The sequence below is a fragment of the Paraburkholderia sp. IW21 genome (assembly GCF_041321145.1).
Classification (GTDB): Bacteria; Pseudomonadota; Gammaproteobacteria; order Burkholderiales; family Burkholderiaceae; genus Paraburkholderia.
On record NZ_JBGGWA010000011.1, the window covers coordinates 124,368 to 137,478 of the forward strand.

Below are 13,111 nucleotides of genomic sequence, written 5' to 3' on the forward strand. Positions count from 1 at the left end.
TCTGGGCGATATGGCGTTATTGCCCAATCTATTGAACTAACGCGGCGAGCGCTGGCGGTGCGCTTTCAAACACGAACGGATTGAGAAACTGGCGGCGCCACATCAGGTTACGATCGACCTCGCTCAGTTGCGCCTCCGTGCAGATCGGGTTCCAACGATCGCAAATCACCTCGATCTGGTGTTGGGCCAGCGCAATGGCATCTTCGTTCGTCAGCAGGAATTGCGGCGCCGCCTTCAAACACGTTTCGATCCGGCTGAGCCGCTCGTTGCCAACGATCAGCATGGCCTGGGTGGCTTCATTGCCCGCGCGCGCCTGAGGGCAAATGTCGTAGGCTGGCGTGAGCGCCAACTCGCGGCCGTTCCAGTAGGCGGCATGGTTGCGCGCATGGTCGTCGGTGTTGCCGCACAGCACGTTGAAGAGCATGCGTGCGAATAGCTCCTTGAGCGTGGCTCTCGGGGCGCTGAAACGATGGCGGATCAGCGTGGCGAGGTCCTCATAGCTCGCGTAGCGCGCCATCATCTCATCCAGCTCGAACAACGTCAGCGCCGACACCATTGCACGGCGTTGCCAGCCTTGCGCGGCGCGCACGCGGTCGAACCGTTCGATGAGTAGCACATCCTTGCCGCCGACGTGCTTGAGGGTCACCGGCGCGGCGTGGATGCCAACTTCGGACGCGAGGCGCATCGCCATGTATTCGGCCTTCACGACGCTGTAGACGTCGCTCTGCGACGAAAACTTCGCGATAAATTTCCGGTTGTGCGTGGTGATCATCGCCTTTGGGCGTGCTCCGCCAATCGAGCTGCCGTGAAACAGCGCGCGCTCCAGGTCGGGACTAAGCGGTACGCCACGCTCGACGCTTGCGACTGCATTCAGCAGATCGCTGAAGGAGGCCGTGGCCGTTTCGCGCGGCACGTATTCGGTCGCCGACAACTGAAAGTCGAGCGCGCCGATGCGATCCGAACCGGACTCCAGCAGATAGGTCAGTTCGTCGAGTTCGGTGGTATCAACCTGGCGCCCACGCACGCCAAGCTTGCGATTGACGATGACGCGCCGGCCCCATGCGTCCGGCGCCGCGTCGCGGATGCTACCCGGCATCGACAGGCCGTTGGGCAACGATATCGTCCCGCGCTGCAGCGGTAACTCAGGCAGGTAGAGCGGGATGGCGTTTTCGCGCGCCAGGTAGCTCTGGCCGTAGTTGAACAGAATCTGGTCGCCGACAGCAGCTAGCCGGCCGGCGACCACCGGTTCGGTTGCGCCGGGTAACCAGACCCAGACAAAGGCCTCCTTATAGGTGTCAGAAATCATCTTTCGTTTCGATGCGAGGTGCGCGCACGGCGCGTGGCAGCAGCGTCAGTACCTCTGCGTTAGCCTGGATGGCGGATGTCAGGCTCGACTGGGTGGCATCAAAAAGACGCAAGCCAACGACTGCCGCGGCTTCGAAGGCGGCGCCGATCGAACAGGACGGATCGCCTTTTTCGATCCGCTGCACGAGACTGCGGGACAGGCCAGCTCGTTCCGCCAACTGTGCTGCCGTGATCTTTCGCTCAAGACGCGCGCGGCGAATCAATTGTCCGAGCAGCAGGGCGGCGTCCAGACTGTAGCGAGAGGCAGGGCGACTAGCTGATGGGAGCATGAAGATGCCTTTTGTGACTCATATATGAGTCACAAAAGGCCTTTGTGACTCGTTTGTGAATCATTATGAACGGGAAGATATGAAAAGACAATGAATGACTCGTAAATGAATCACGAATAGCCTTCATGACTCGTATATGAGTCATGTCTGAATTTTTGGCGCCCGTTTTGGGCAGCACGCAGCGTGCCCCATCTATCGAAAAAGCGACCCGAAACTTGCTAAATCGCGGCAGCGCTCACGGCACGCCACCGGCCCTGCCAAACGATATCCCCCGCAAAACCAAGCTCTGCACGCCTCCAGGCGCGGCAAACGGCACTTTGTTGCGACGCAACAAAATCACTGCCCGGCTTTGAGTAATTAATTTTCGCTTGCGAGACTCCGCGCCATGCCGGATGAGTCAGGCAGGCACAAGCCGACGCCGTCCGTGACATCCTCAATAAACCTGGATGGAGACACGCGTGTTCCTTTACGGCTTTGGTCCGGTGTTGCTGGCCGGCACGATCCAGACGATCGAGCTGTCCGTCCTGTCGCTGGCAGCCTCGGTGCTGCTCGGCCTCGCGGGCGCGGCGGCGAAACTCTCCTTCAACCGCCCGCTCAGGGCGATCGCGACCGGTTATACGACGCTGATCCGCTCGGTGCCCGATCTCGTGCTGATGTTGCTGCTGTTCTACAGCATCCAGATCGCCGTCAACAATCTGACCGACGCGCTCGGTCTGCCGCAGTTCGATATCGATCCGTTCGTGGCCGGCGTGCTGACGCTCGGCTTCATCTACGGCGCGTACTTCACCGAGACCTTCCGCGGCGCGTTTCTCGCGGTGCCGCGCGGTCAGCTCGAAGCGGGCAGCGCGTACGGCATGAGCGGCGCACGCGTGTTCACGCGCATCCTGTTTCCGCAGATGATGCGCTTCGCGCTGCCGGGTATCGGCAATAACTGGCAGGTGCTGGTCAAGGCCACGGCGCTGGTGTCGATCATCGGTCTGGCCGACGTGGTGAAAGCCGCGCAGGACGCGGGCAAGAGCACCTTCAACATGTTTTTCTTCATCCTGGTCGCCGCGCTGATCTATCTGGCGATCACCACCGCGTCGAATCTCGTGCTGATCTGGCTGGACAAGCGCTATTCGATCGGCGTACGGCACGCGGAGCTCTAAACGACCATGATCGACATTCTCAATCAATTCTGGCGCGCGTTTCTGTACTGGGACGGTCAGCGTATCTCCGGGCTGGCAGTCACGCTGTGGCTGCTGGTGGCTTCGATCGGGATCGGGTTTTTCGTGGCGATTCCGCTGGCGGTGGCGCGCGTGTCGAAGAAGCGCTGGCTGTCGACGCCGGTGCGTCTCTACACCTACGTGTTTCGCGGCACGCCGTTGTACGTGCAACTGCTGCTGATCTACACGGGCATGTACAGCCTCGAATTCGTGCGTTCGCATCAGTTGCTCGACGCATTCTTCCGCAGCGGTTTTCACTGCGCGATTCTGGCTTTTGCTTTGAACACGTGTGCGTACACCACCGAGATTTTCGCCGGTGCGATCCGTTCGACTTCGCACGGCGAAGTGGAGGCGGCCCGTGCCTACGGCATGAGCGGGTTCACGATGTACCGCCGCATTGTGATACCGTCCGCGCTGCGCCGGGCGTTGCCGTTGTACAGTAACGAAGTGATCCTGATGCTGCATGCCACCACGGTCGCGTTCACGGCCACGGTGCCGGACATCCTGAAGGTGGCGCGCGATGCAAATTCCGCCACGTATCAGTCGTTCGACGCGTTTGGCCTTGCGGCGCTGATTTACCTGGTAGTGTCGTTCGCGCTGGTGGCTTTGTTCCGCCGTGCGGAGCGTCACTGGCTCGGTTACCTGGCGGTGCGTACGCACTGAGCGGGCTGGTTGGCATCAAGCGGCGCGTTTGAAGGGCGCCGTCACGAAGATTCATCCGTTTATTCAAAGGGAGAGCATCTTGCTCCACACGACTCAAACCGAAGCTTGCAAGCTCGCCGTTCAGGACATCCACAAGCGCTACGGCGACAATGAAGTGCTCAAGGGCGTGTCGCTCAACGCGAACAAGGGCGACGTGATCAGCATCATCGGCGCGAGCGGATCGGGCAAGAGTACCTTCCTGCGCTGCATCAATTTTCTGGAGCGGCCGAACGCCGGGCAGATCGTCGTCGACGGCGAAACGGTCAAAACGAAAACCGACCGGGCCGGCAATCTGGAAGTGGCTGATCACAAGCAGTTGCAACGCATCCGCACGAAGCTCGCCATGGTGTTCCAGCACTTCAACTTGTGGGCGCACATGAACGTGATCGAGAACATCGTCGAAGCGCCGATTCATGTACTCGGCATGTCGCGCCGCGAGGCGGAAGAGCGGGCACGCGAATATCTCGAGAAGGTCGGCCTCGCGCCGCGCCTGGAAAAGCAGTATCCGTCGCATCTGTCGGGTGGGCAGCAGCAGCGCGTGGCGATTGCGCGCGCATTGGCGATGAATCCCGACGTGATGCTGTTCGACGAGCCGACGTCCGCGCTCGACCCCGAACTGGTGGGTGAAGTGCTGAAGGTGATGCAGAAGCTCGCCGAAGAAGGCCGCACGATGATCGTCGTCACGCACGAAATGGGTTTCGCGCGCAACGTGTCGAACCATGTGATGTTCCTGCATCAGGGCCGCACCGAAGAAGAGGGCTTGCCTGCCGAAGTGCTGACCACGCCGCGCAGCGAACGGCTCAAGCAGTTCCTGTCCGGCAGTCTGAAATAACGCGCGGCTCGCGTTTTTTGCGTTTTTACTCGCGTTTAACTCATCAGTGATGGCTCGCACGTCCAACCCGGCTCGCACCACGCAGGTCGCAATCGTCGCCTTGCCGCCGGTGTCGATGTCGGGCGTCGGGCCGATTGTCGACGCGCTCAATCTCGCCAACGAAATCGACGGCCGGGCGCTATACCGCGTGCAGGTGTGTTCATGGGACGGCCGCGCGGTGCCTTTGTCGGGCGGCGCGCACTGGCCGGCCGACGCTGCGTTCGGCGACGCGATCTCGTGCGACTGGCTGATCATCGTCAGCGAACGGTTTCAGCAGTTTGCCGACTACCGCCTGTTTCTTGCGCGTTTGTCGCGCGTCGGGCAGCGCACGCCGCTCGTCACCGGGATTCATCACGGCGTCTGGTGGCTTGCGATGGCGGGGCAGTTGTCCGGCTATCGCGTGAGCATCAATTGGGAAACCTATCAGCAGTTCTCCGAGCAGTTCGAGCGCTCGATCGTCACTCAACAGATCTTCGAAATCGACCGTGATCGGGCAACGTGTGCGGGCGGTCAGGCGACGGTCGACTTCATGCTGGCCATGATCGGCCGCGATCATGGCCCGGAGTTGGCCGATCGGATCGCGGATACGCTGGGCGTCGGCGTATTGCGCGCGGGCGAGGAGCGGCAGCGCATTCCTTTCGTGACCGCGCCGGGCGAGCGTCATCCGCGCCTGAACGATGCGCTGCTGCTGATGGAAGCGAATATCGAAGACCCACTCACCACCGACGATATCGCGGGTCTCGTCGGCGTGTCGCGGCGTCAGTTGGAGCGCCTGTTTCGCCAGTATCTCGGCTCGATGCCGTCCAAATACTACCTGGGGTTGCGGCTTTCGAAAGCGCGCACGCAATTGCAGCGCACCAGCAAATCGGTGGTGCAGATCAGTCTTGCTTGCGGCTTTTCGTCGGCGGCGCACTTTTCGAATGCCTACCGCGAACGCTTTGGTGTCACACCGCGCGAGGATCGTCGCAACTGGATCGATAAGCAGACGGGTGCGACGGGCGTTCTTGCCAGTGAGCCGCGGCCGGGTGCGTTGATCGAGCGTCCCGACTTGGCGGAATAAGCAAGTCGAATAAGCAAGCGAAATAAACGGCCGGGAAGCGCGCTGTTTGCGGCCTGCCCGTGACGTACCCGCGACATACCCGCGCGGAAGCTCATAGAAAGCGTCGCGTATGCGCAAGACGTATCGCGTGCGGTTTCCTACACTACGTGTATTACCTCTCACCTGGAACGAGGATTTGCCATGAACGACCTGACTGTGACACGCCAGACCTTCGACGAAGTGATGGTGCCGGTGTTTTCGCCCGCCGCCTTCGTGCCGGATCGCGGTCTCGGCTCACGCGTCTGGGATACGCAAGGCCGTGACTATATCGACTTCGCCGGCGGCATTGCCGTGACCGCGCTGGGTCATGCGCATCCCGAACTGCTGAAAGTCTTGCACGAGCAGGGTGGCAAGCTGTGGCACATCGGTAACGGCTACACCAACGAACCGGTGCTGCGTCTTGCCAAACGTCTCGAAGACCTGACCTTCGCCGACCGCGCGTTTTTCGCCAATTCGGGCGCGGAAGCGAACGAAGCGGCGCTGAAGCTGGCGCGCCGCGTCGCGTTCGAGCGTCATGGCGCGGACAAAGTCGAAATCATCTCGTTTACGCAATCGTTTCATGGCCGTACGTTCTTTACGGTGAGCGTGGGTGGCCAGCCGAAGTATTCGGAAGGCTTCGGCCCGGTGCCGGCCGGCATCATCCACCTGCCGTACAACGATATCGAAGCCGCGAAGAAGGCGATCGGCGCAAAAACCTGTGCGGTGATCGTCGAGCCGATCCAGGGCGAGGGCGGCGTGATCCCGGCCGATCCGGCGTTCCTGAAGGCGCTGCGCGAAGCGTGCGATCAGCACGGCGCATTGCTGATTTTTGACGAAGTACAAACGGGTGTGGGCCGTAGCGGCTATTTTTACGCGTACCAGGAAACCGGCGTGACGCCGGACATCCTGACCACCGCGAAGGCGCTCGGCAACGGTTTCCCGATCGGTGCGATGCTGACCACCAACGAACTGGCCGCGCATTTCAAGGTCGGCGTGCATGGCACGACCTACGGCGGCAATCCGTTGGGCGCGGCGATCGCGGAGAAGGTGGTTGAGCTGATCAGCAATCCGAAGGTGCTCGAAGGCGTGCGTACGCGTAGCGAGGCATTGAAGGGCCAACTCGCGAAGCTCAACGAACGCTTTGGCCTGTTCAAGGAAGTGCGTGGCAAGGGTCTGTTGATCGGTGCTGAACTGACCGATGCGTTCAAGGGCCGCGCGAAAGATTTCGTCACGGCCGCGGGCCAGCACGGCGTGATCATGCTGATGGCGGGTCCGGACGTGCTGCGTTTCGTGCCGTCGTTGATCATGCCGCTCGACGATATGTACGAAGGCTTCGCGCGTCTCGCGAAGGCTATCGAAGAGATCGTCGGCGCGAAAGCCGAAGCGGCGTCGAAGTGATCCATAGCGCCCGGTTATTGCATTGATCATGCGTCACATTCAACAGGAACGATGATGCTCTTCGTACGCCCCGGCCGCCTCGCCGATCTCGATGCGCTCGAACATATGGCGCGCACCGCCCAACCGGTGCTGCATTCGCTGCCGCACGACCGTCGTGCGCTTGAAGCGCGCGTCGCGTTGTCGGAAGACTCGTTTCGCGCGGACGTCGATTTTCCGGGCGAGGAGTTCTATCTGTTCGTGCTCGAGGATGCGCAGAGCGGCAAGCTGATGGGCACGGCGAGCATCGTCGCCGCGGCCGGTTATTCGGACCCGTTCTACGCATTTCGCAATGACGCGCTGATTCATGCGTCGCGCGAATTGCACGTGAACCGCAAGATTCACGCGCTGACCATGTCGCATGAACTGACCGGCAAGAGCCGGTTGGCGGGCTACTACATCGATCCGTCGCTGCGTGGCGATGCGGCCGCGCATCTGATGTCGCGGGCGCGGATGATGTATATCGCGGCCAATCGCAAGCGCTTCACCTCCGAGGTGTTCTCGCTGCTGCTCGGCGTGACCGACGACTCAGGCGTGTCCCCGTTCTGGGAAGCGGTGGGCCGCAAGTTCTTCGGCCGCAATTTCGCCGACATCGAAATCGAATCGGGCGGCCGCAGCCGCACCTTTATCGCCGAGGTGATGCCGACCTATCCGATTTATGTGCCGTTGCTGCCGGAAGCTGCGCAGCGTGTGCTCGGCGAGCCGGATTCGAAGGCGCTGCTCGCGTATGAGATTCATCTCGAAGAAGGCTTCGAGACGGATCGCTTCATCGATATTTTCGATGCGGGCCCGGTGTTGACCGCGCAGGTGGACCGCAGTGCGTGCGTGACGCGCAATGAAACGCGCGTGGTGCATGAGGCCCATGCGGCCGCTGCCGGCTCGACGTATCTGATTGCACATAACGGTGCGGACGGCGAATTCCGCTGCGTGCTCGGTGAACTGTCGGGCGGCAAGGCAGCCGGCGCGTCGTTATCGCATGCGGCGCGTGCCGCACTCGGCGTGCAGGAGGGCGACGCGGTACGCTGCGTGCCACTGCATCAGCCGCATCAGGAAGAATTGACGGGAGACGCACAATGATCGTCGTTCGCGTTGTGCAACGAGGCGATGTGGACGCGCTCATGCGGCTTGCGCAGGAGACCGGCCCTGGTCTCACCACCTTCAAGCCGGATCGCGATGCATTGGCGGCGCGCGTTGAACGTGCCCGCCGCACGATGGAAGACAAAGCCGAGCCGCACGAAGCCGGTTACTTCTTCGTGATGGAAGACACCGACACCGGCGACGTGGCCGGCGTATGCGGAATCGAAACCGCGGTCGGTCTGCAGCAACCGTTCTACAACTATCGCGTGAGCACCGTGGTGCATGCGAGCCAGGACCTCGGTATCTGGACGCGTATGCGCGCGCTGAACATCTCGCATGACTTGACGGGCTACGCCGAAGTGTGTTCGCTGTTCCTGAGCCCGCGTTACCGCACGAGCGGCGTCGGCGGCTTGCTGTCGCGTTCGCGCTTTATGTTCCTCGCGCAGTTTCGCGAGCGTTTTCCGCAGCGTTTGTGCGCGGAGTTGCGTGGCCATTTCGATGCGGAAGGCACCTCGCCATTCTGGCGCGCAGTGGGCTCGCATTTCTACCAGATCGATTTCAACGCGGCGGACTATCTGAGCTCGCACGGCCGCAAGGCGTTTCTCGCCGAGCTGATGCCGCGTTATCCGGTGTATGTGGAACTGTTGCCTGAAGAAGCGCAGGAATGCGTGGGCCTCACGCATAGCGACACGATTCCGGCGCGTCGCATGCTCGAATCGGAAGGGCTGCGTTACGAGAATCACGTCGATATTTTCGACGCGGGCCCGGTGCTCGAATGCCATATCGCCGATTTGCGCACGGTGCGCGAAAGCGTCGTGGTGCAGGTCGAGATCGCCGATGTGCCGGCGGGCGCGCCGCAGGATGCACCGCGCTCTCTGGTATCGAATACGTCGCTGGGCGATTTTCGGGTGGGCGCGGCAGCGGGTGTGCCGCAAGACGGCGTGTTCCGCATGAGCGCCGGCGAGGCCGCCGCACTCGACGTCAAGGCAGGCGACCCGGTGCGGGTGCTGCCGTTGAAACACAAACAAGGATGATCATGAGCGAGCTTTTCATCGACGGCGAATGGGCCGCCGGCACAGGACCCGCATTCGCGTCGCGTAACCCGGGCACGGGCACGGCGGTTTGGGAAGGCAACAGCGCGTCAGCGGACGACGTCGATCGTGCGGTGCGCAGCGCACGCCGTGCGTTCGCGGCGTGGTCCGCGTTGAGCCTCGACGAACGTTGCGGCGTGGTGCGCCGCTTTGCCGCGCTCGTGACGGAACGCAAGGAAGCGCTCGCCGAAGCGATTGGCCGCGAGACCGGCAAGCCGCTGTGGGAAGCGCGCACTGAAGCGGCTTCGATGGCGGCGAAGGTCGAGATTTCAATTCAGGCCTACAACGAGCGCACCGGCGAAAAACGCTCGCCGATGGCGGACGGGACGGCTGTGTTGCGGCATCGTCCGCATGGTGTGGTGGCGGTGTTCGGGCCGTACAACTTCCCGGGACATTTGCCGAACGGGCATATCGTGCCGGCGCTGATCGCGGGTAACGCGGTTGTGTTCAAGCCGTCGGAACTTGCGCCGGGCGTGGCTGCTTTGACGGTGCAGATCTGGCGCGATGCAGGCCTGCCCGCGGGCGTGCTGAACCTCGTCCAAGGCGAGAAAGAGACGGGCATTGCGCTGGCAAACCATCGTCAGATCGACGGGTTGTTCTTTACAGGTAGTTCGGATACCGGAACATTGCTGCACAAGCAGTTCGGCGGTCGCCCGGAAATCGTGCTGGCGCTGGAAATGGGCGGCAACAACCCGCTCGTGATCGGGCCCGTGGCGGACGTCGATGCAGCCGTGCATCACACGATCCAGTCGGCGTTTCTGTCGGCAGGGCAGCGCTGTACGTGCGCGCGTCGTATTTTCGTGCCGAACGACGCGTTCGGCGACCGCTTTGTAGAACGCCTGACCGAAGTGACTTCGCGCATCAGCGTCGGCGAATACAACGCCGATCCGCAACCGTTCATGGGCGCGGTGATTTCCGCGCGTGCGGCTTCGCGTCTGGTCGCGGCACAGGAACGTCTCTTGGCCGGCGGCGCGAAAACGCTGCTGAAGATGGCGCAGCGCGATCCGAAACTCGGCTTCGTTACGCCCGCTATTCTCGATGTGACAGCCGTGAATGACCTGCCGGACGAAGAGCATTTCGGACCGCTGGCGCAGATCATTCGCTACGGCAGCTTCGATGAAGCGATCGAACGCGCCAACGACACCGAATTCGGCCTTTCCGCCGGCCTGCTCGCCGATGACGAAGCGCTGTGGACGCATTTCCAGCGCACCATCCGCGCGGGCATCGTCAACTGGAACCGGCCGACCAACGGTGCCTCGTCGGGGGCGCCGTTCGGCGGCCCGGGGCGTTCGGGCAACCACCGGCCGAGCGCGTACTACGCTGCCGACTATTGCGCGTATCCGATGGCTTCCGTCGAAAGCGCGCAACTGCAAATGCCCGCGAGCGTCTCGCCGGGTCTTCAATTCTAAGGAACGACGATGCAAGCCACTGAAGCCAATTTCGACGGCCTGGTCGGCCCGACCCACAACTATGCGGGGCTCTCGTTCGGCAACGTCGCGTCGCAGAACAACGAAAAGTCGGTTGCGAATCCGAAGGCGGCGGCCAAACAAGGCTTGCGCAAGATGAAGCAGTTGGCCGACCTCGGCTTTCATCAAGGCGTGTTGCCGCCGCAGGAACGTCCTTCGATGCGCCTGCTGCGCGAACTCGGCTTTTCCGGCGACGACGCAACCGTGATCGCCCGCGTGGCCAGGGACGCGCCCGAGTTGCTGGCGGCGGCGAGTTCGGCCTCGGCGATGTGGACGGCGAATGCGGCGACCGTGAGCCCCTCGGCCGATACGCACGACGGCCGTGTGCATTTCACGCCGGCTAATCTGTGCAGCAAGCTGCATCGCGCGATCGAACACGAATCCACGCGCCGCACGTTGCGCGCGATTTTCAGCGACGCCGATCGTTTCGCGGTGCATGAGGCGCTCCCCGGTACACCCGCGCTCGGCGATGAAGGCGCGGCGAACCACACGCGCTTTAGCGCGGAATACGGCACACGTGGCGTCGAATTCTTCGTGTATGGCCGCAGCGAATATCGTCGCGGACCGGAGCCGAAGCGTTTTCCGGCACGTCAGACGTTCGAGGCGAGCCGTGCGGTCGCGCATCGTCATGGTCTCGACGAAGCGGCCACGGTGTACGCGCAGCAGAACCCCGACGTGATCGACGCCGGTGTGTTTCACAACGACGTAATCGCGGTCGGCAATCGCAACACGCTCTTCTGCCATCAACTCGCGTTTGTCGAACAGAACGCGGTGTATGACGAATTGCGCACCAAACTCTCCGGGCTGAAGGCCGGGTTCAACGTGATCGAAGTGCCGGACGCGCAAGTGAGCGTATCCGATGCGGTCACGTCGTATCTATTCAACAGCCAGTTGTTGACGCGTCCGGACGGCAAGCAGGTGCTGGTCGTGCCGCAGGAGTGCCGTGAGAACACGCGCGTGGCCGCCTACCTCGACGATCTGACCTCGCACACCGGCCCGATCGACGACGTGCTCGTGTTCGATCTGCGCGAAAGCATGAAGAACGGCGGCGGTCCCGCCTGTTTGCGTCTGCGTGTGGTGCTGAACGATGCGGAGCGCACGGCGGTGACGCCTGGCGTGTGGATCAACGACAAGCTGTTCGGCCGCCTCGATACGTGGATCGAAAAGCACTACCGCGATCGTCTCGCACCGTCCGATCTGACCGATCCGCAATTGCTCGCCGAGTCGCGCACCGCGCTCGATGAGTTGACGCAGATTCTCGGCCTGGGTTCGCTGTATGACTTCCAGCGCTGAGCACGGCATGCAGGTTTCGATGCTCGACGATTTCCTCGCCTACACGTTGGCTGGTAAGCGTCCAGGCGCGCTCGAAACGCAGGGCACGTGCGCCAACGGTGCGCGCTGGTCGTGGCTCGATGACGGGGTTCTGCAAATCGAGCCGGCTTCGCGCGGCAAGGGTATACGCAGCGTGCTCGCGTCTGCCGGCGTGCATGGCGACGAGACCGCGCCGATCGAACTGCTGTCGCATCTCGTGCGCGATATCGCACGAGGCCGCGCCGCGCTGACGTGCCGCCTGCTGGTGATTCTCGGCAACGTGGATGCAATGCGGGACGCGTGCCGCTATCGCGACGACGATCTGAACCGCCTCTTCAGCGGACGTCACACGCAGGTGCCGCAAAGCCGCGAAGCACCGCGCGCGGCAGCACTCGAACAGGCGGCGATACACTTCTTCGCCGCTGCATCGGACGAGCCCGGCGCGCGCTGGCATATCGACATGCATACGGCGATCCGCGCTTCCGCGTTCGAACAGTTCGCGTTGCTGCCGCATACCGGCAGGCCGTTTTCGCGCGCGATGTTCGAATGGCTCGGCGAGGCTCACATCAGTGCGGTGCTGTTGCATACCACCAAGGGCAACACCTATTCGCACTTCACCGCGCAGGCCTGCGGTGCCGAAGCGTGTACGCTCGAACTCGGCAAGGTGCGCCCCTTCGGCCGGAACGATCTGGCGCGGTTTGCGGGCGCTGATGAAGCGCTTCGTCATCTGCTTGCCGGAACGAATGGCAGCGTGCATTCAGCCATGCCGCGCGCGTTCACGGTGATCGATCAGCTCACCAAGCAAAGCGAGGCCTTCGAGTTGCTGCTTGCCGCAGACGTGCCGAATTTCACGCCGTTCGTGAAGGACACCTTGCTCGCACGCGATGGCGACTATCGCTATACCGTGCGTCACGACGAAGAACGCATCGTGTTCCCTAACGCGACGGTCAAGCCGGGGTTGCGCGCCGGTTTGCTAGTGGTGGAGACCACCCAGGACACGCTGGCTGGACTCGTCTAGTTGCACGCGCAGCCTCACGTCTTTTCCGCCGCCACCTTGCCTGAACGCGACACAAATTTGCACGTTTTCCGTGCCTCGATTCGATGTCGCGTGGCAGGCGTTCTTTCCCCCACCCGCCAGGCGTGCTTTGCGAAGTCTGTACAATCGCGCCCTCGCGGCTGTTGCGCTGCATCACACCGGCCGCACGAGTTTGAATCGCATTTTTGGCGCGGCAATCATGCTTG

Annotated in this window: 12 protein-coding genes; 10 read left to right on the forward strand and 2 right to left on the reverse strand. The window is 62.3% G+C overall.

Annotation, left to right across the window (positions count from 1 at the left end):
* Positions 1–28: 28 nt before the first annotated feature.
* Together ACAX43_RS24555 and ACAX43_RS24560 are read right to left on the reverse strand one after the other, a co-directional pair.
* Complete coding sequence (locus tag ACAX43_RS24555) at positions 29–1,306, reverse strand: type II toxin-antitoxin system HipA family toxin (protein ID WP_370710999.1); 1,278 nt, start codon at positions 1,304–1,306, stop codon at positions 29–31.
* Positions 1,296–1,634 (reverse strand): helix-turn-helix transcriptional regulator, encoded by a 339-nt coding sequence (locus ACAX43_RS24560; RefSeq protein WP_370711000.1) that lies wholly within the window; start codon positions 1,632–1,634, stop codon positions 1,296–1,298. Before ACAX43_RS24560 ends, ACAX43_RS24555 begins: the two co-directional genes overlap by 11 nt.
* A 458-nt stretch (positions 1,635–2,092) precedes the next feature.
* Between ACAX43_RS24560 and ACAX43_RS24565 the strand changes: the two genes are divergently transcribed.
* From ACAX43_RS24565 to astE, 10 genes are all read left to right on the forward strand, one after another.
* The gene (locus tag ACAX43_RS24565; RefSeq protein WP_370711001.1) at positions 2,093–2,782 is read left to right on the forward strand and encodes an ABC transporter permease; all 690 of its coding nucleotides are present in this window, start codon (positions 2,093–2,095) and stop codon (positions 2,780–2,782) included.
* A 6-nt stretch (positions 2,783–2,788) separates the two neighbouring features.
* Positions 2,789–3,502 (forward strand): ABC transporter permease, encoded by a 714-nt coding sequence (locus ACAX43_RS24570; protein WP_370711002.1) that lies wholly within the window; start codon positions 2,789–2,791, stop codon positions 3,500–3,502.
* A gap of 79 nt (positions 3,503–3,581) precedes the next feature.
* A complete protein-coding gene (locus tag ACAX43_RS24575; RefSeq protein ID WP_149672778.1) occupies positions 3,582–4,373 on the forward strand; it encodes an ABC transporter ATP-binding protein in 792 nt (263 codons plus the stop codon).
* Positions 4,374–4,422: 49 nt separating this feature from the next.
* Positions 4,423–5,472 carry a GlxA family transcriptional regulator gene (locus ACAX43_RS24580; protein WP_370711003.1) on the forward strand — a complete coding sequence of 350 codons (1,050 nt, stop codon included), beginning with the start codon at positions 4,423–4,425 and terminating at the stop codon, positions 5,470–5,472.
* A gap of 180 nt (positions 5,473–5,652) precedes the next feature.
* Entirely contained in the window at positions 5,653–6,888 is a 1,236-nt protein-coding gene (locus ACAX43_RS24585; protein WP_370711004.1) for an aspartate aminotransferase family protein, read from the forward strand.
* A 54-nt stretch (positions 6,889–6,942) separates the two neighbouring features.
* Positions 6,943–8,001 carry an arginine/ornithine succinyltransferase subunit alpha gene (gene aruF / locus ACAX43_RS24590; RefSeq protein ID WP_370711132.1) on the forward strand — a complete coding sequence of 353 codons (1,059 nt, stop codon included), beginning with the start codon at positions 6,943–6,945 and terminating at the stop codon, positions 7,999–8,001.
* Complete coding sequence (astA, locus tag ACAX43_RS24595; RefSeq protein WP_370711005.1) at positions 7,998–9,035, forward strand: arginine N-succinyltransferase; 1,038 nt, start codon at positions 7,998–8,000, stop codon at positions 9,033–9,035. The genes aruF and astA overlap by 4 nt, the downstream gene beginning before the upstream one ends.
* A gap of 2 nt (positions 9,036–9,037) precedes the next feature.
* Positions 9,038–10,501: a succinylglutamate-semialdehyde dehydrogenase gene (gene astD / locus ACAX43_RS24600; protein ID WP_370711006.1), complete on the forward strand. Its 1,464-nt coding sequence runs from the start codon at positions 9,038–9,040 to the stop codon at positions 10,499–10,501.
* 9 nt (positions 10,502–10,510) lie between these two features.
* Positions 10,511–11,851, forward strand: coding sequence for an N-succinylarginine dihydrolase (astB, locus tag ACAX43_RS24605; RefSeq protein WP_370711007.1), 1,341 nt, complete (start codon positions 10,511–10,513; stop codon positions 11,849–11,851).
* A complete protein-coding gene (gene astE, locus ACAX43_RS24610; RefSeq protein ID WP_370711008.1) occupies positions 11,835–12,887 on the forward strand; it encodes a succinylglutamate desuccinylase in 1,053 nt (350 codons plus the stop codon). Before astB ends, astE begins: the two co-directional genes overlap by 17 nt.
* Positions 12,888–13,111: the final 224 nt, after the last annotated feature.